Source organism: Pseudomonas sp. GGS8 (genome assembly GCF_024168645.1).
Taxonomy (GTDB): domain Bacteria; phylum Pseudomonadota; class Gammaproteobacteria; order Pseudomonadales; family Pseudomonadaceae; genus Aquipseudomonas.
In genome coordinates this window covers 2,825,713-2,842,503 of sequence record NZ_JALJWF010000001.1, presented here as the reverse complement: position 1 = coordinate 2,842,503, position 16,791 = coordinate 2,825,713, and the positions used below count along the sequence as shown (strand labels likewise).

Sequence of the window (16,791 nt, the reverse complement as noted above, 5' to 3'; positions counted from 1 at the left end):
GTTCAGTCATGAACGGTTTCTCCGGTCTTCTTACTTTTGAACATATCCAGCGCAAGCATCACGGCACCGACAGAAATGGCACTGTCAGCAAAGTTGAACGCCGGGAAGTACCAGCGGTTCTGCCAGTGCACCAGAATGAAATCGATCACATGGCCTAGGGCAATGCGGTCGTACAGATTGCCCAGCGCGCCACCCAGCACCAGCGCCAAAGCGATCGCCAGCCAGGTTTCGTTGCGCCCCAGGCGCTTGAGCCAGATCACCAGCACCGCGCTGACCACCACCGCGATCAGGGCGAACAGCCAGCGCTGCCAGCCCGAGCTGTCGGCCAGGAAGCTGAATGCCGCGCCCGTGTTGTAGGCCAGGGTCCAGCTGAACAGATCGGGGATCACCACGATTTGCTGGTACATGCTCAGCGAGCTTTCGAAGTAGAACTTGCTGGCCTGGTCGATGACCAGGACCAGCAAACTCAACCAGAGCCAGCTCAGCCGTCCGAAACGGCCAACGGCATTAGGCATAGTGACGAACCTCGCCCGCGCCGCTGATGTTGTCGACGCAACGACCGCAGATTTCCGGATGCTCCGGGTTCACGCCGACGTCTTCACGGCAGTGCCAGCAACGGGCGCACTTGGCGAAACCGGACTTGACCACTTTGAGCTTCAGGCCGCTGACTTCGGTGACTACCGCGTCCGCTGGCGCCTGAACAAAAGGCGCAACGGTGGCGGTCGAGGTAATCAGTACGAAGCGCAGTTCGTTGCTCAGCTTGGCCAGGTCGGCGCTCAGCGCGTCTTCGGCGAACAGCGTCACTTCGGCTTGCAGGTTGCCACCGACGGCCTTCGCCGCACGCTGGATTTCCATTTCCTTGTTGACCGCAACCTTGACCGCCATGATCCGCTCCCAGTAAGCGCGATCCAGCTCGAAGCCTTCCGGCAATTCGGTCAGGCCTTCGTACCAGGTGTTGAGCATCACAGACTCGTTACGCTCGCCCGGCAGGTACTGCCACAGCTCGTCGGCGGTGAACGCCAGGATCGGCGCGATCCAGCGCACCAGCGCTTCGCTGATGTGGAACAGCGCGGTCTGGCACGAACGACGGGCCTTGCTGTCGGCGCCAGTGGTGTACTGACGGTCCTTGATGATGTCCAGGTAGAAACCGCCCAACTCCTGCACGCAGAAGTTGTGGATCTTGGAGTAGACGTTCCAGAAGCGGTATTCGCCGTAGTGCTCCTGCAGCTCGCGTTGCAGCAACAGGGTGCGGTCCACGGCCCAACGGTCCAGGGCGAGCATTTCTTCGGCCGGCAGGATGTCGGTGGCCGGGTTGAAACCGGTCAGGTTGGAAAGCAGGAAACGCGCGGTGTTACGGATGCGCCGGTAAGCGTCCGCACTGCGTTGCAGGATCTGCTCGGAAACCGCCATTTCACCCGAATAGTCGGTAGAAGCTACCCACAGACGCATGATGTCGGCGCCCAGGGTGTCGTTGACCTTCTGCGGCGCGATCACGTTGCCCAGGGACTTGGACATCTTGCGACCGGATTCGTCGACGGTGAAACCGTGGGTCAGCAGTTCGCGGTACGGCGCGTGGTCGTCGATGGCGCAACCGGTCAGCAACGAGGAGTGGAACCAGCCGCGGTGCTGGTCCGAGCCTTCCAGATACAGGTCGGCACGTGGGCCGGTTTCGTGACCCATCGGGTGTGAACCGCGCAGGACGTGCCAGTGCGTGGTGCCCGAGTCGAACCAGACGTCCAGGGTGTCACTGATCTTGTCGTACAACGGCGCTTCGTCACCGAGCAACTCGGCGGCGTCCATCTTGAACCAGGCTTCGATGCCTTCGACTTCGACGCGCTGGGCGACGATTTCCATCAGTTCGACGGTGCGTGGGTGCAGTTCGCCGCTTTCCTTGTTCAGGAAGAACGGGATCGGCACACCCCAGTTACGCTGACGGGAGATGCACCAGTCCGGACGGTTGGCGATCATCGAGTGCAGGCGTGCCTGGCCCCAGGCCGGGACGAACTTGGTGTCTTCGATGGCTTTGATCGCCCGCTTGCGCAGGGTGTCGCCGGTCGCAGGCTCTTTGTCCATGCCGATGAACCACTGCGCGGTGGCGCGGTAGATCAGCGGGGTCTTGTGACGCCAGCAGTGCATGTAGCTGTGTTCGATGGTGGTGGTGTGCAGCAGCGCGCCGACTTCGGTCAGTTTGTCGACGATGGCCGGGTTGGCTTTCCAGATGAACTGGCCGCCGAAGAACTCCAGCGACGGTACGTAAACGCCGTTGCTTTGTACCGGATTGATGATGTCGTCGTTGACCATGCCGTACTTCTTGCAGGTCACGAAGTCGTCCACGCCGTAGGCTGGCGAGGAGTGAACCACACCCGTACCGGCGCCCAGTTCAACGTACTCGGCCAGGTAAACCGGCGACAGGCGATCATAGAACGGGTGACGGAAGTTGATCAGCTCCAGCGCTTTACCGGTGGTGGTCGCGATGACCGAGCCTTCCAGGCTGTAACGGGTCAGGCACGACTCGACCAGCTCTTCAGCCAGCACCAGCAGCTTGTCGCCGACATCGACCAGGGCATAGTTGAATTCCGGGTGAACGTTCAGCGCCTGGTTGGCCGGGATGGTCCACGGGGTGGTGGTCCAGATCACGATCGAAGCAGGCTTGGCCAGCGACGGCAGACCGAATGCAGCCGCCAGCTTGGCTTCTTCGGCAATCGGGAACGCCACATCGATGGTCGCAGATTTTTTATTCTCGTACTCGACTTCCGCTTCAGCCAGGGCCGAACCGCAGTCAAAACACCAGTTCACCGGTTTCAGGCCCTTGAACACGAAGCCTCCCTTGACGATTTCCGCCAAGGCGCGGATTTCACCGGCCTCGTTTTTGAAGTCCATGGTCTTGTACGGGTTGGCGAAATCGCCCAACACGCCCAGACGGATGAATTCGGACTTCTGGCCTTCGATCTGCTCGGTGGCGTAGGCACGGCACAGTTCGCGGGTCTTGTCGGCGCCCAGGTTCTTGCCGTGGGTCACTTCGACTTTGTGCTCGATCGGCAGACCGTGGCAGTCCCAGCCCGGAACATAAGGTGCGTCGAAACCCGACAGGGTTTTCGAGCGAATGATCATGTCCTTGAGAATCTTGTTCAGTGCATGACCGATATGAATCGTGCCGTTGGCGTACGGAGGACCGTCGTGCAGTACGAACTTCGGACGATCCTTGCCAATCTCGCGCAACTTACCGTACAGGCCAATGCTGTCCCAGCGCTGCAGAATCTGCGGTTCGCGCTGAGGCAGGCCGGCCTTCATTGGGAAGGCGGTGTCCGGAAGGTTTAGCGTGGCTTTATAGTCGGTCATTTAAGGCTCTTCATTAGCGATTGGCGCTAGGTGCGACAGGGCACGGGCGGCGGCGATATCCGCATTGATCGCCGTCTTAAGCGCCTCCAGAGAGGCGAAACGCTGCTCTTCACGCAGCTTGTGGTGGAAAACCACCGTCAAACGCCGGTCATACAGATCGCCGGCAAAATCTAAAAGATGCACTTCGAGGTGGGCTTTGCCATCCCCTTCGACCGTTGGCCGCACACCGATATTGGCGACGCCTGGCCAGGTCTTGCCATCGATGTCGACGCTGACCAGGTAAACCCCGCTCAACGGCACACGACGACGCTTGAGTTGCACGTTGGCCGTGGGCGTACCCAACTGGCGCGCCAGCTTCTGGCCATGCAGGACCCGACCGGCAATCCGGTACGGGCGACCGAGCAGTTGCTCGGCCAAGGCGAAATCGGCAGCGGCCAGAGCATTGCGGACCTGAGTACTGCTGACACGAATGCCGTCCAGCTCGACGGTCTGCGCCGCTTCGACGGTAAAGCCCTGAAGGACGCCGGCTTGTTGCAGGTAATCGAAATCCCCCAGCCGGTCACAACCGAAACGGAAATCGTCACCGACTTCCAGATGCTGCACACCGAGGCCGTCCACCAGAATAGTATCGACGAATTCTCTGGCGCTGAGTTTGCTCAGGCGATGGTTGAAAGCCAGGCACAACACCCGGTCGACACCCTCTTCGGCCAGCAGCTGCAGTTTGTCCCGCAGGCGGGCCAGACGGGCCGGGGCGGTGTCCGGAGCGAAGAACTCCCGCGGCTGCGGCTCAAAAATCACCACGCAGCTGGGCACGCCCAACTCGAGCGCACGCTCCCGCAGCCGGACCAGGATAGCCTGGTGACCACGGTGAACACCGTCAAAGTTGCCAATAGTGGCGACACAGCCCCGATGCTGGGGGCGCAGGTTGTGGAGGCCTCGAACCAGCTGCATAACGCGCTTCTTGCTCATAAAGTGGTCGATTATAACCACACCCGGCGGCCGACGACAGGCAACACCGTAACCCAAAGTGATCGAACCGACAAAACTGCCGGTTCGCCCATGATTATCGAGATAACGTCTTCAGCTCAAGGCCTTGCGATTGAAGTCGCGCAAACGGAAGCCCATCAACAGCAACATGCCGAAATACGCCACGACGCCTGCGATTACCAATGCACCCAGACGCAGCAGCCGCTCAAGCATAGGCCCCTGCCCCCAGGCCGGCATAAAGTGCATAGCACCCAGCAATACTGCAGACATCACCGCTACCGCCACCAGCAACTTGAACCCGAATTTCGCCCAACCCGGTTGCGGCTGATACATCTGCTGCTTGCGCAGTTGATAGAACAGCAGCCCGGCGTTAATGCAGGCACCCGCACTGATGGCCAGGGCCAGGCCAGCGTGAGCCAGCGGACCGATCAGCACCAGGTTGAACAGCTGAGTGACGATCAGGGTGAAAATCGCGATTTTTACCGGGGTGCGGATGTTCTGTTGCGCATAGAAGCCTGGTGCCAGCACTTTAATCACGATAATCCCCAGCAAACCGACGGAATAAGCGATCAACGCGCGTTGAGTCATGGCCGCATCGAAAGCGCTGAACTGGCCATACTGAAACAGCGAAGCCGTCAGCGGCTCCGCCAGAATCCCCAGCGCCAGGGAGCACGGCAACACCAGCATGAAACACAGGCGCAGCCCCCAATCGAGGATCCGCGAGTATTCGTGGCGATCCTGACTGGCGTAGGTCTTGGCCAGGGTCGGCAACAGAATCGTGCCCAGCGCCACACCCAGCACGCCGGATGGCAATTCCATCAGGCGGTCAGCGTAATACATCCAGGACACGGAACCGGCCACCAGAAACGAAGCAAAAATAGTGTTGATGATCAGCGAAATCTGACTCACCGAAACCCCGATGATCGCGGGCAGCATCTGCTTCATCACCCGCCAGACACCGCTATCGCGCAGACTCAGGCGCGGCAATACCAGCATGCCGATTTTTTTCAAGTGCGGCAGTTGAAACAGCAACTGTGCCAGCCCGCCCACCAGCACGGCCCAGCCCAGCGCCATCACTGGCGGATCGAAGTACGGCGTCAGGAACACCGCAAAGATGATCATGCTGACATTGAGCAGGGTCGGCACGAAGGCGGGCACCGAGAAGCGGTTCCAGGTGTTGAGGATCGCCCCGGCCAATGAAGACAGGGAGATCAGCAATATATAAGGAAAAGTGACCCGCAACAGATCGGTGGTCAGCCGGAATTTTTCCGGAGAATCGACGAATCCCGGTGCCGTGGCCCAGATGACCCAAGGGGCGGCGAGCATACCCAACGCAGTGACCAGCGCCAGCACCAGCGTCAACAGGCCTGAGACGTAGGCAATGAAGGTTCGCGTCGCCTCCTCGCCCTTCTGGCTTTTGTATTCGGCAAGAATCGGCACAAAGGCCTGGGAAAACGCCCCCTCGGCGAAGATTCGCCGCAGCAGATTGGGCAGTTTGAAGGCGATAAAGAAGGCGTCGGTCGCCATTCCCGCGCCAAATGCACGAGCGATTAGAGTGTCACGAACAAACCCCAACACCCGGGAAAGCATCGTGATAGAGCTGACAGCGGCCAACGATTTGAGCAGATTCATTGAAAGAGTTTGTGCCTGTCGATAAACAGCAGGCGAACAACGCGCCCACTTATGCGATACTCCGCGCCGCAACAGCACAGAGCCAAAGCTCGCGAGTTTACAGGTCGCGCGCCGGAAAGAAATATCCCGGCGCTCTATACCTGCCACTTAGCGGATCGTCTCAACCGCCCTTGACAAGACATCAACTCATCGGCATGATTCGCGGCCTATTTTGTTTGCTATTTCCTAAAAAGTCTTTCGAGGAGCTCGACGGTGGCCAACACACCTTCCGCCAAAAAACGTGCAAAACAGGCTGAGAAGCGTCGCAGCCACAACGCCAGCCTGCGTTCCATGGTTCGTACCTACATCAAGAATGTAGTTAAAGCCATCGACGCAAAAGACGCTGCTAAAGCTCAAGCTGCTTACGTTCTGGCCGTGCCAGTTATCGACCGCATGGCCGATAAAGGCATCATCCACAAGAACAAAGCTGCTCGTCATAAGAGCCGCCTGAATGGCCACGTCAAGGCCCTGAACGTTGCCGCTGCTGCCTAAGCGACGCGCTCGTTAAAAAACCGACCTCAGGGTCGGTTTTTTATTGCCTGCGATTTAGCAGGTGATACGCAAAAAAATGTGGGAGCGAGCTTGCCCGCGATAGCAATCTAACAATCAACATAGATGCCGAATGTTATGGCCTCATCGCGGGCAAGCCCGCTCCCACATTGGATCTGCGCCAGATTACTGAGCGTGCGTCCACGGCAGAATCGGAATCGCTGTCACCGCATTCTGCGGACTACCCTCGATCAAGCGATCGCTATAGACCAGATACACCAACGTATTGCGCTTCTTGTCGAGGAATCGCACCACCTGCATGGTCTTGAACACCAGCGAGGTGCGCTCCTTGAACACCTCCTCGCCATCCTTGAGCTCACCCTTGAAGTTGATCGGCCCGACCTGACGACACGCAATAGACGCCTCAGCGCGATCCTCGGCCAACCCCAGGCCACCTTTCACGCCACCCGTCTTGGCGCGCGACAGGTAGCAGGTCACACCCTCCACTTTCGGATCATCAAACGCCTCGACAACGATACGGTCGTTCGGGCCGACGAACTTGAACACCGTCGACACCTGGCCAATCTCCTCGGCCGAGGCCAGCAGCGGCATCATCAACAACAAGCCCAATAATCCTTTTGCCACACGCATTCAGGTATTCCTTCAGACCAGAATCAGGTTATCGCGGTGAACCAGTTCCGGCTCAGCCATGTAACCCAGCAGACCGATAATCGCCTCAGACGACTGACCGATGATTTTTTGTGCTTCCAGAGCACTGTAGTTAGCCAGGCCACGGGCGATTTCACGACCGTCCGGCGCCACACAGACCACCATTTCGCCGCGACGGAAGCTACCCTGGACCAGCTTGACACCTACCGGCAGCAAACTTTTGTTGCCCTGGGATAGCGCAGTCACCGCCCCCGCATCCAGCACCAGCGTGCCTCGGGTTTGCAGATGCCCGGCCAGCCACTGCTTGCGCGCCGCCAGCATACCGCGCTCAGGTGACAGCAAGGTGCCGATGCGCTCGCCCACCTTGAGACGATCCAGCACCCGCTCGATGCGCCCGCCAACGATAATGGTGTGCGCACCGGAACGCGCCGCCAGACGCGCCGCGCGCAATTTGGTCTGCATGCCGCCACGTCCCAGCGCACCGCCAGTGCCGCCAGCTACCGCATCGAGCGCCGGATCATCGGCCCGCGCTTCGTAAATCAGCTTGGCGTCAGGATTGTTGCGCGGATCGGCATCGAACATACCGTCGCGATCGGTGAGGATCACCAGCAAATCGGCTTCGACCAGATTCGCCACCAGCGCGGCCAAGGTGTCGTTGTCGCCGAAACGGATTTCGTCAGTGACCACCGTGTCGTTCTCGTTGATCACCGGGATCACCTTGAGCTCGACCAGCGCGCGCAGGGTACTGCGAGCATTCAGGTAGCGCTTGCGGTCGGACAAATCGTCGTGAGTCAGGAGAATCTGCGCGGTATGCCGACCATGTTCGGCGAAGCTCGACTCCCAGGCCTGCACCAACCCCATCTGACCAATGGCAGCTGCCGCCTGCAGCTCGTGCATAGCACTGGGTCGCGAGGTCCAGCCCAGACGGCTCATGCCCGCCGCCACTGCTCCGGAGGACACCAGCACCAGCTCAACGCCCGCCTCATGCAGGGCAACCATCTGCTCGACCCAGACACCCATTGCCGCGCGATCCAGGCCTTTGCCATCCGCCGTCAGCAAAGCGCTGCCGATCTTCACGACCCAACGCTGCGCACCTGTCACCTTGCTCCGCATCATCTTCAACCTTAGCTTGAGGACAGCACGACCCAGCGCTGCCCGTAACGTTATTCGTGACTACCGATTTCCAGATACTAAAACGCCGCTCCAGTGAGCGGCGCCTAAGTTTATCGCAACGAATCAGTCACGCACGTAAATGATTTCCGGACCGTCTTCGTCATCCACATCTTCTTCGTCCCAATCGTCGTCACCGATGTCATGGACCGACTTCACACCACTGCGACGCAGGGCACGCTGATCGTCCAGCGCCTGCAACTGGGCGCGAGCTTCGTCTTCGATGCGCTGATCGAGTTCGGCCAGCTCCTCCTTGTAGGCAGGGTCGTTAGCCAGGCGATCGGCGCGATCTTCCAGGTAACGCATAATGTCATGGCACAGACGCTCGGTGCCTTGCTTGGCGATCGCCGAGATCACGTAGACCGGACCAGTCCATTCCAGACGATCAACGATTTCCTTGACGCGAGCATCGTGCTCTTCTTCAAGGATCTGGTCGCACTTGTTCAGCACCAGCCAGCGATCACGCTCAGCCAGGGACGGGCTGAACTTGGTCAGCTCGCTGACGATCACTTCAGCAGCATCCGGCGCACTGGTGTCATCCAGCGGCGCCATGTCGACGAGGTGCAGCAGCAGACGCGTACGCGACAAGTGCTTGAGGAAGCGAATCCCCAGGCCCGCGCCATCGGAAGCGCCTTCGATCAAGCCTGGAATGTCCGCCACCACGAAGCTTTTCCAGCGGTCAACACTGACCACACCCAGGTTCGGCACCAACGTGGTGAACGGGTAGTCAGCGACCTTCGGCTTGGCGGCCGATACCGAACGAATGAAGGTGCTTTTGCCGGCGTTCGGCAAACCGAGCAGACCGACATCCGCCAACACTTTCATTTCCAGTTTCAGGTCACGCTGCTCACCCGGTTTACCCGGCGTGGTCTGGCGCGGCGCGCGGTTGGTACTGGATTTGAAACGAGTGTTACCCAGACCGTGCCAGCCGCCCTGAACCACAAGCAGACGCTGACCAGCCTTGGTCAGGTCGCCGATGACCTCCTGAGTGGCAGAGTCGATCACCGTGGTACCGACCGGCACGCGCAGGACCAGATCTTCACCTTTCTTGCCGGTGCAGTCGGTGCTGCCGCCATTGGAACCACGCTCGGCATCGAAGTGCCGGGTGTAACGGTAGTCGACCAGGGTGTTCAGGTTTTCGTCGGCCATCATGTAGATGGAACCGCCATCACCACCGTCGCCGCCGTTCGGGCCGCCGTTTTCAATGAATTTTTCTCGACGGAAACTCATGCAACCGTTGCCACCGTCGCCGGCCTTTACTCGAATCGATACTTCATCAACAAACTTCATAACAAAACGCCTCTCGCCATACGGACGAGCCGAAAAACAACCAAGACATAAGACTCTTGCAAAAATGAGCGCAGCGACCTCAATCAACGACCGCCAATACAGCGCTGGAGCCCATCACAAACAGCTTTGCAAGAGACTCACCCCACAAACGAAAAAGCCCCGTCGCAAGACAGGGCTTTTCCAGCGATCGCGCAATTAAGCTGCGACGACGCTCACGTAACGACGACCGAAGGCGCCTTTTACTTCAAACTTGATCACGCCTTCGATTTTCGCGAAGAGGGTGTGATCTTTACCCATGCCAACGCCGTAGCCAGCGTGGAATTGGGTGCCGCGCTGACGCACGATGATGTTACCGGCCTTGATGACCTGGCCGCCATACATCTTCACGCCAAGGCGTTTGGCTTCTGAGTCGCGACCGTTACGGGTACTACCACCAGCTTTTTTGTGTGCCATGAGTTCAATTCTCCTAGTGAGGAATTAGGCTGATTAAGCCTGAATACCGGTGATTTTGATCTCGGTGTACCACTGGCGGTGGCCCATACGCTTCATGTGGTGCTTACGGCGACGGAACTTGATGATGCGGACTTTATCGTGACGACCTTGGGAGATCACTTCAGCCACAACGGTAGCGCCAGGAACAACTGGAGCGCCGATATTCACGTCGTCGCCATTGGCAACCAACAGAACGCGATCAAAAGTTACGGATTCGCCGGTAGCGATTTCCAGTTTTTCGATCTTCAGGTATTCACCTGGAGCAACTTTGTACTGCTTGCCACCAGTAACGATTACTGCATAAGACATGGTATTTCTCCGATAATCCTGCTCACCCAGCTCTTTATAAGAAGAGGTATTGGCTGGCATGGCTGCATAAGGCTGGAAGGCCTGTTTGCAATTGCGTAAGGCAGGTGCTGCCCAGGAAGTTCAGGGTGCGCGATTGTACGCAAGCTGCTCTGGCGTTGCAAGTGGCCGCCCATCGCGCCTTGACAGGCCCGGACGTGGGTCCTAGCATGCCGCGCAACCCTTCTGGAGCAACTGTCGCTGATGCAACCCCAAGCTTTCTACCGCGCGGTGGCGGACGATTTTAGCGCCGTCGACGGCATCATCAAGAAGCAGCTGACTTCCCGCGTGCCGCTGGTATCGAAAATCGGCGACTACATTACCTCGGCTGGCGGTAAACGCCTGCGTCCCTTGCTCGTGCTGCTATGCGGCAAGGCACTGGGTCGCGAAGGCGATGACCTGCGCCTGCTGGCCGCGACCATCGAGTTTCTGCACACCGCCACCTTGCTGCACGACGACGTCGTCGACATGTCCGGCATGCGCCGTGGCCGTTCGACCGCCAACGCCATGTGGGGCAACGCGCCGAGCGTGCTGGTGGGCGACTTCCTGTACTCGCGTTCTTTCGAAATGATGGTCGAACTGGGCTCCATGCCGGTGATGAAGATCCTTTCGCAAGCCACGCGCATCATCGCTGAAGGCGAAGTGCTGCAGCTGTCGAAGGTCCGCGACGCCAGCACCACCGAAGAAACCTACATGGAAGTCATCCGCGGCAAAACCGCGATGCTCTTCGAAGCTTCGACCCACAGTGCCGCAGCCCTGGCCGGCGCCTCGCTGGAACAGAGCGAAGCGCTGCGCACTTTCGGCGATCACCTGGGCGTGGCCTTCCAGCTGGTCGACGACCTGCTGGACTACCGTGGCGACGCCGAGACCTTGGGCAAGAACGTCGGTGACGACCTGGCCGAGGGTAAGCCGACGCTGCCACTGATCTACACCATGCGCGAAGGCACTCCGGAGCAGGCCGCGCTGGTTCGTCGGGCGATTCAGAAAGGTGGCATCGAAGATCTGGAGAGCATTCGCGAAGCGGTCGAAGCTTCCGGCTCGCTGGATTACACCGCGCAACTGGCCCGCGACTATGTGGCCCGTGCGATCAGGTGCCTCGACGCCCTGCCTGCCAGCGAATACCGCGATGCGCTGGTGGAACTGAGTGAATTTGCGGTAGCTCGCACGCACTAACACGCGCTCTGTAGGAGCGACCTGTGGCGAGACCCCTCGCCACGGGCACTCTCACAGGTCTATCAGCGTCCCGCCCGCTCCCGGCTAAAACCCTATATAATGTGCGCTTTTTAGCCATCCTGAATCCAAGGAGCTTTAGTGAGCACGTTGCCACCCTGCCCGAAATGCAATTCCGAATACACCTACGAAGACGGCGCACAGCTGATCTGCCCGGAGTGCGCCCATGAGTGGTCCGCCAACGGCGAAGCCGAAGTAGCGTCCGACGATACCGTGAAAAAGGACTCGGTCGGCAACGTCCTGCAGGACGGCGATACCATCACCGTGATCAAGGACCTCAAGGTTAAAGGCACTTCCCTGGTGGTCAAGGTTGGCACCAAGGTCAAGAACATCCGCCTGTGCGATGGCGACCACGACATCGACTGCAAGATCGACGGCATCGGCCCAATGAAACTCAAATCCGAGTTCGTCAGAAAAGTCTGAGCCCGCTGTATTCCATCCCGCGCCCTGCGTGGGATGGTGTTTTACCCTTCCCCGCCTCACCCGGCATGTCCTCGCAATAGCCAAACGCCAGCCGTTTTGACCTTACGCAATCTTTACCCGGAGAAAAACGCAAACCGCCAATAGGCCCTTGCTATTTGACGAATAAGAATTATTCTCATTGAAACCCATCAATGGAGATGAGCCCATGACTTATTTGATCGATGCCTGGCTGGACCGCCCACACCCCTACCTCAGAATCCTGCATCGGGAAACCGGGGAAGTTTGTGCGGTGCTTGAAGAAGAAGCCTTGAACGAACTGCAGGATCAGGGTGATCTGGACGTCAACGGCCTGAGTTCCAGCGAGCCGGTGGTGCTCAAGGAACTGGTGCGCAATCTGTTTCTGTTTTGCTATGCCCGGGCGTTGCGCCCGACGAATGAGCTGCACAACAAGATCGAGATGTGAGTAACAACACAAAACCTGTGGGAGCGAGCTTGCTCGCGATGGTATCGACTCGGTTCCAGAATTAAACCGAGTCGCCTGCATCGCGGGCAAGCCCGCTCCCACAGAGGTCTTACAGAACGTCGAGCAGTTCGACGTCGAATACCAGTACGCTGTGCGGCGGAATGCTGCCAACGCCTTGAGCGCCGTAAGCCAGTTCGCTCGGCACGTACAGACGCCATTTGCTGCCGGCATTCATCAGTTGCAGGGCTTCGGTCCAGCCAGCGATAACGCCGCCTACCGGGAATTCTGCAGGCTGGCCGCGCTCGTAGGAGCTGTCGAACACAGTGCCGTCGATCAGAGTGCCGTGGTAGTGAGTGCGTACTTGATCTTCACGGGTTGGCTTGGCGCCTTCACCTTGGGTCAGCACTTCGAATTGCAGGCCCGAAGCCAGGGTGGTGATGCCTTCACGCTTGGCGTTTTCAGCCAGGAAAGCCAGGCCTTCGCCTGCGGCGGCTTCAGCCTTGGCTGCAGCTTCGGCTTGCATGATCTCGCGGATCACCTTGAAGCTGGCGGACATTTCTTCCTGACCCACACGGCTTGGCTTGCCGGCGAACGCGTCGGTCAGACCCGCCAGGATCGCGTCCAGGCTCACGCCCGGTGGCGGGTTGTCACGCAGCTGGTCGCCCAACTGACGGCCAATGCCGTAGCTGACGCGGGTTTCGTCGGTGGACAGATTTACTTCGGACATGACACTGCTCCGCTATGCGGACGGCCCTGGAACTTGCCGTGCGTGCACAGCGCATCCCGGAGCGCCCGGAATCAAAAGGGCGAGCAGACTAGCACAGATGCCGCCACGTTGATGAACGGTGTCGGCTGTCACGCAGAACGAAAGGTGCTCGGTAATTTCGGACTTTCCTCGGCGCTGGCACCGCACATTTCATCATGAGCCGAGGTATGTATAACGTTGAATGGCTTGGGACAAGCGTGAAGCACTTCACGCGCATGCTCGACCGAGCGCAGCTGCAATGTCTCGCCATGAGCATCGAGCACTGGATGCGCCGCGCCATGCATCCGAGCCTCCAGCACGTAGAACACGCCTTCCATCGAGATCAGGTTCAACTCATCGATCTTTCCGGCGATGGCATACGCATTCAACTCTTGCAGGTTCATGAGCGCACCTCACGCAGTGGAGAGCCAGGGTTCTTACAGGGATATGCCTCGACGCGCCAAAGTACAAGCCACAAACGACACCGCCCGTCTGTTTCGTACCGCTCCCACAAGGACTGTGTAAGTCAGTGCTTGGTCAGCTTGTCCAGATAGCCCATGGCAAACGCCGACACCACGAAAGTCATGTGGATAATCACATACCACTGCAAATGCTCGGGATCGACGTTCTTGGCGTCCATGAAGATCCGCAGCAGGTGGATCGACGAAATCGCCACGATGGAAGCCGCGACCTTCATCTTCAACGAAGACGAATCCATGGTGCCCAACCAGTTGAGCTTCTCCTTGCTGTCGTCGATGTCCAGTTGGGAAACGAAGTTCTCGTAACCGGAAATCATCACCATCACCAGCAAGCCGCCCACCAGCGCCATGTCGATCAGCGACAGCAGCACCAGAATCAGATCCGACTCGGCCATCGAGAACACGTTAGGGATGACGTGGAAGACTTCCTGGAAGAATTTCAGTGCCAACGCCAGCAAGCCCAGCGACAAACCGAAATAGATCGGCGCCAGTAACCAGCGGGAGGCATACATTGTATTTTCGATAAAGCGTTCCATTGAATCTCACACAAGGGGCTGGAAATGGCGGCGAGTATAACAGCCGCCTGTTACACCCAGAAACCGCCGTAAAATCCGCAACCTGCGTGTGTGTGACAAAGTTTTTCTGCTAGTGTCCAGATCAATGACAGGTCAGCGACATCGGACAGGAAGACTGGAAATGGATGCGCGATTGCCTTTAACGAGTGCCGGACTTTGCCTCGCATTGCTGCTCGGTGGTTGTTCACCCAGCGATGAGAAACGCCAGGTCAGCCTCGAAGAAAAGACCGCGCAGTTCGAAAAGTCTCTGGAGGCGATCAAGGATCCGAAACTCAAGGACGTCGTGACCGAACTCGGCGGTTCACTGCTGCTGCTCGAGCGCGCGCAACTCAAGCTCGACAGTAAACCGGTGGTCACCGAATACGGCGAAGATGCCCTCGCCGTGTTCAAGCACTACCCCACGCCCCAAGCGCTGGTCGACACCTACATCAACGGACTGTTCGTGCTGCACAAGGACTCCAGCTCGGATTACCTGACCGATCTGCAACCGGTATTCCCCCTCCACTTCAACACCCCCGGCGAATTCCTTTTCCCTCATGACCTGGAATGGCAGTCGGTAACCCTCAGCAACAAACGCGTCATTGCATTTCAGCCGGAATGGTCGGAAACCGATCCTGGCATTCAGCTGAGCCCGTCGAGCTCCAACCTGACCAACCCCGATGATTTGACGGTGACCTACCCCTTCATCGAAGGCCTGGATGTGGACAAGAAGAGCCTGCCGCAACCGGTGAGCCTGCAAGGTAAGGTGGAGGTCATCGCCCCGCGTCGACTCTACAGCTTCGACCTGACGAAAAAGGACGTCGGCCAGACGCGCACCAACGACAACCTCAGTGTCACTCTGCTGAAGCTTGAAAAAAACCATGCCGAAATGGAATTCAGTAACAACGCACCACCGGCCCCCGAGGTTCGCGATACACCGCTCGACCCGCTGATCGTTCAGGCCAGGGACACCACCGGGCAATTCCTCTCGCGCTCCGGCGCGATCAACGAAACCGCCGCACAAATTGCGTTCTATCAAAAACAACTGGCGCAAATGCAACAACAGAAGGCTTGGAGCGAAGCATTCGAAAAGCAACTCGACGACGATCAGCGTGCGTTTGAAAAGCAACAAACCCGGCATTACGCCAAGGTGTACTTCAACGGGTCGATCGACACGCTCGAAGTCAGTCTGCTGGACTTCTCGGCGGTCACGGTGACCCGCAAGAACCTGAACCTGCCGGTGCGCCGCTTCGACCAGCACACTACGGAAAAAGCCATCCAGCCACTGGCCTTGCCAGTGGTAGTGTACGACGACCAGGCTACGACCTGGCTCAAGGGTGCGACGCTGAGCGAGGAGCAACTGAAAAAAAGCATCAGCATCAGCCAGTCGGTCGATGAGCCGAGCGCCGCACGCATCGAATTCGATCACCCCAGAAGCTTCAATGACGAACTGCTCGGCACCTCGTTCAATCCCGGCGAAAGTCCCGTGACGTTCTTTACCCAAGACAGCAATGGCCGGCGCGACGGGCCGATCGAGCTGCCACCGGAGGCGTATCAGGTCGACCCACTACGCAGCAGCATCACCTACGACCTGAATCTGTTTGCAGAAACACCGGCCTACGCGGTGGGCTCCATGCCGCTGTTCCTGGCGACTGTCGACAAGCAAACCTACAACGCCCACCCACTGCCCAAGGGCCTGGAGCTCAAAGGGAATACGTTGCTGGTTGATCTGAAGTTGTTCCCCGACCAGGACTGGCGCTTTTTCGCCAAGGATGACAGTGGCAACTATCTGAAAGAGATTCTTTCGGTCAGTCACGACGCGAGCGCGCAAGGTCCGGGGTTATTCGCAGTGCATTACTTCTACGGCCAGCCCACACGTCTGGAAACTTATCAGCGAACCAACCTCACCACCGTGCAATACGGTTTCGAGGTCAAACTCGACAAGACCGAACCCGGCAACCTGGATCAATAGCCTGGGTCAGCCCTCTGGCCGAAATCCGGGACCGGCAAGGTTGTGGTAACGGCCACCGTTGATCTCTCGCAACTGGGCTTGCAGGTGCAGGCACCAGATTTGCGGGTCATCGGCCAGTTCGTAGCCATGCAGGGTCAGGCTTTCGACGATGGTGTCGAGGATCGATTCAGCCACGACCGGCCCACGGAACGGGCCTTGAGCCTTGATGGCTGAAGGTTGCTCGCCGGCCATTCCGGCGGCAAAGAGCAAGGTCCACATGCCCGTATCTCCCGCCAGCGGGCGGATAGCACATTCGATACGGGTCACAAGGCCCAGGCATTGACGGGTGAGGCAGAGGTTGCGCGACATGGCGGCGACCCTCGGTAGATCCGGTATTCAGCCTCCACGGGAAGACTGTCTCGATCCAGTGATAACTGTCGATATCCTTGAGCAGAGAATAGAAGAAAAGTCCGGCTCGCACGCGGACCGGCAAA

The 16,791-nt window shown here is 58.6% G+C and carries 18 protein-coding genes; 5 read left to right on the top strand and 13 right to left on the bottom strand.

The features are described 5' to 3' along the window. Positions 1-2: 2 nt before the first annotated feature. From lspA to murJ, 4 genes are all read right to left on the bottom strand, one after another. A complete protein-coding gene (gene lspA / locus J3D54_RS12700; protein WP_253418544.1) occupies positions 3-515 on the bottom strand; it encodes a signal peptidase II in 513 nt (170 codons plus the stop codon). Beyond that, entirely contained in the window at positions 508-3,339 is a 2,832-nt protein-coding gene (gene ileS / locus J3D54_RS12695; RefSeq protein WP_253418541.1) for an isoleucine--tRNA ligase, read from the bottom strand. The genes lspA and ileS overlap by 8 nt, the downstream gene beginning before the upstream one ends. Then, a complete protein-coding gene (gene ribF, locus J3D54_RS12690) occupies positions 3,340-4,290 on the bottom strand; it encodes a bifunctional riboflavin kinase/FAD synthetase (protein WP_018925885.1) in 951 nt (316 codons plus the stop codon). Between the two features lie 129 nt (positions 4,291-4,419). Beyond that, the gene (gene murJ, locus J3D54_RS12685) at positions 4,420-5,958 is read right to left on the bottom strand and encodes a murein biosynthesis integral membrane protein MurJ (protein ID WP_253418539.1); all 1,539 of its coding nucleotides are present in this window, start codon (positions 5,956-5,958) and stop codon (positions 4,420-4,422) included. 252 nt (positions 5,959-6,210) lie between these two features. Between murJ and rpsT the strand changes: the two genes are divergently transcribed. Further along, positions 6,211-6,489 (top strand): 30S ribosomal protein S20, encoded by a 279-nt coding sequence (gene rpsT / locus J3D54_RS12680; RefSeq protein ID WP_007901883.1) that lies wholly within the window; start codon positions 6,211-6,213, stop codon positions 6,487-6,489. 183 nt (positions 6,490-6,672) lie between these two features. Here the strand turns inward: rpsT and J3D54_RS12675 are convergent, their stop codons facing one another. The 5 genes from J3D54_RS12675 to rplU form a co-directional block, all read right to left on the bottom strand. After that, the gene (locus J3D54_RS12675) at positions 6,673-7,137 is read right to left on the bottom strand and encodes a CreA family protein (RefSeq protein ID WP_253418537.1); all 465 of its coding nucleotides are present in this window, start codon (positions 7,135-7,137) and stop codon (positions 6,673-6,675) included. Between the two features lie 12 nt (positions 7,138-7,149). Continuing rightward, complete coding sequence (gene proB / locus J3D54_RS12670) at positions 7,150-8,268, bottom strand: glutamate 5-kinase (RefSeq protein WP_253426595.1); 1,119 nt, start codon at positions 8,266-8,268, stop codon at positions 7,150-7,152. A 123-nt stretch (positions 8,269-8,391) separates the two neighbouring features. Next, entirely contained in the window at positions 8,392-9,615 is a 1,224-nt protein-coding gene (cgtA, locus tag J3D54_RS12665) for an Obg family GTPase CgtA (RefSeq protein ID WP_253418535.1), read from the bottom strand. Between the two features lie 195 nt (positions 9,616-9,810). Further along, positions 9,811-10,068 carry a 50S ribosomal protein L27 gene (gene rpmA, locus J3D54_RS12660; protein ID WP_003228360.1) on the bottom strand — a complete coding sequence of 86 codons (258 nt, stop codon included), beginning with the start codon at positions 10,066-10,068 and terminating at the stop codon, positions 9,811-9,813. A 33-nt stretch (positions 10,069-10,101) separates the two neighbouring features. After that, positions 10,102-10,416: a 50S ribosomal protein L21 gene (gene rplU, locus J3D54_RS12655; protein ID WP_007901869.1), complete on the bottom strand. Its 315-nt coding sequence runs from the start codon at positions 10,414-10,416 to the stop codon at positions 10,102-10,104. A 240-nt stretch (positions 10,417-10,656) separates the two neighbouring features. Here rplU and J3D54_RS12650 point away from each other — a divergent pair, with 240 nt between their 5' ends. The 3 genes from J3D54_RS12650 to J3D54_RS12640 all read left to right on the top strand — a co-directional run bounded on the left by J3D54_RS12650 (position 10,657) and on the right by J3D54_RS12640 (position 12,568). Beyond that, entirely contained in the window at positions 10,657-11,625 is a 969-nt protein-coding gene (locus J3D54_RS12650) for a polyprenyl synthetase family protein (RefSeq protein WP_253418533.1), read from the top strand. A gap of 138 nt (positions 11,626-11,763) precedes the next feature. After that, a complete protein-coding gene (locus J3D54_RS12645; protein WP_007938431.1) occupies positions 11,764-12,105 on the top strand; it encodes a zinc ribbon domain-containing protein YjdM in 342 nt (113 codons plus the stop codon). Between the two features lie 205 nt (positions 12,106-12,310). Continuing rightward, positions 12,311-12,568 (top strand): hypothetical protein, encoded by a 258-nt coding sequence (locus J3D54_RS12640; protein ID WP_253418531.1) that lies wholly within the window; start codon positions 12,311-12,313, stop codon positions 12,566-12,568. Positions 12,569-12,677: 109 nt separating this feature from the next. Here J3D54_RS12640 and J3D54_RS12635 read toward each other — a convergent pair whose 3' ends face one another. The 3 genes from J3D54_RS12635 to J3D54_RS12625 form a co-directional block, all read right to left on the bottom strand. Next, positions 12,678-13,295 (bottom strand): FKBP-type peptidyl-prolyl cis-trans isomerase, encoded by a 618-nt coding sequence (locus tag J3D54_RS12635; RefSeq protein ID WP_007938433.1) that lies wholly within the window; start codon positions 13,293-13,295, stop codon positions 12,678-12,680. 128 nt (positions 13,296-13,423) lie between these two features. Next, positions 13,424-13,717, bottom strand: a complete 294-nt coding sequence (locus J3D54_RS12630; protein ID WP_253418529.1) for a DUF6482 family protein — start codon at positions 13,715-13,717, stop codon at positions 13,424-13,426. A gap of 122 nt (positions 13,718-13,839) precedes the next feature. Next, positions 13,840-14,328 (bottom strand): TIGR00645 family protein, encoded by a 489-nt coding sequence (locus J3D54_RS12625; protein WP_128605940.1) that lies wholly within the window; start codon positions 14,326-14,328, stop codon positions 13,840-13,842. Between the two features lie 160 nt (positions 14,329-14,488). On the opposite strand from J3D54_RS12625, the gene J3D54_RS12620 reads away from it, so the two are divergent. After that, a complete protein-coding gene (locus tag J3D54_RS12620; RefSeq protein ID WP_253418527.1) occupies positions 14,489-16,318 on the top strand; it encodes a hypothetical protein in 1,830 nt (609 codons plus the stop codon). A 6-nt stretch (positions 16,319-16,324) separates the two neighbouring features. Here the strand turns inward: J3D54_RS12620 and J3D54_RS12615 are convergent, their stop codons facing one another. Next, complete coding sequence (locus J3D54_RS12615) at positions 16,325-16,666, bottom strand: hypothetical protein (protein WP_007938439.1); 342 nt, start codon at positions 16,664-16,666, stop codon at positions 16,325-16,327. Between the last annotated feature and the right edge of the window lie 125 nt (positions 16,667-16,791).

Bases quoted from the DNA above. Each gene is read 5' to 3' on its own strand.
- ileS (WP_253418541.1), bottom strand. From the start codon at position 3,339: ATGACCGACTATAAAGCCACGCTAAACCTTCCGGACACCGCCTTCCCA.
- J3D54_RS12640 (WP_253418531.1), top strand. From the start codon at position 12,311: ATGACTTATTTGATCGATGCCTGGCTGGACCGCCCACACCCCTACCTC.
- ribF (WP_018925885.1), bottom strand. From the start codon at position 4,290: ATGCAGCTGGTTCGAGGCCTCCACAACCTGCGCCCCCAGCATCGGGGC.
- rpmA (WP_003228360.1), bottom strand. From the start codon at position 10,068: ATGGCACACAAAAAAGCTGGTGGTAGTACCCGTAACGGTCGCGACTCA.
- J3D54_RS12625 (WP_128605940.1), bottom strand. From the start codon at position 14,328: ATGGAACGCTTTATCGAAAATACAATGTATGCCTCCCGCTGGTTACTG.
- J3D54_RS12675 (WP_253418537.1), bottom strand. From the start codon at position 7,137: ATGCGTGTGGCAAAAGGATTATTGGGCTTGTTGTTGATGATGCCGCTG.
- J3D54_RS12650 (WP_253418533.1), top strand. From the start codon at position 10,657: ATGCAACCCCAAGCTTTCTACCGCGCGGTGGCGGACGATTTTAGCGCC.
- proB (WP_253426595.1), bottom strand. From the start codon at position 8,268: ATGCGGAGCAAGGTGACAGGTGCGCAGCGTTGGGTCGTGAAGATCGGC.
- J3D54_RS12620 (WP_253418527.1), top strand. From the start codon at position 14,489: ATGGATGCGCGATTGCCTTTAACGAGTGCCGGACTTTGCCTCGCATTG.
- cgtA (WP_253418535.1), bottom strand. From the start codon at position 9,615: ATGAAGTTTGTTGATGAAGTATCGATTCGAGTAAAGGCCGGCGACGGT.
- J3D54_RS12635 (WP_007938433.1), bottom strand. From the start codon at position 13,295: ATGTCCGAAGTAAATCTGTCCACCGACGAAACCCGCGTCAGCTACGGC.
- J3D54_RS12615 (WP_007938439.1), bottom strand. From the start codon at position 16,666: ATGTCGCGCAACCTCTGCCTCACCCGTCAATGCCTGGGCCTTGTGACC.
- J3D54_RS12630 (WP_253418529.1), bottom strand. From the start codon at position 13,717: ATGAACCTGCAAGAGTTGAATGCGTATGCCATCGCCGGAAAGATCGAT.
- lspA (WP_253418544.1), bottom strand. From the start codon at position 515: ATGCCTAATGCCGTTGGCCGTTTCGGACGGCTGAGCTGGCTCTGGTTG.
- murJ (WP_253418539.1), bottom strand. From the start codon at position 5,958: ATGAATCTGCTCAAATCGTTGGCCGCTGTCAGCTCTATCACGATGCTT.
- rplU (WP_007901869.1), bottom strand. From the start codon at position 10,416: ATGTCTTATGCAGTAATCGTTACTGGTGGCAAGCAGTACAAAGTTGCT.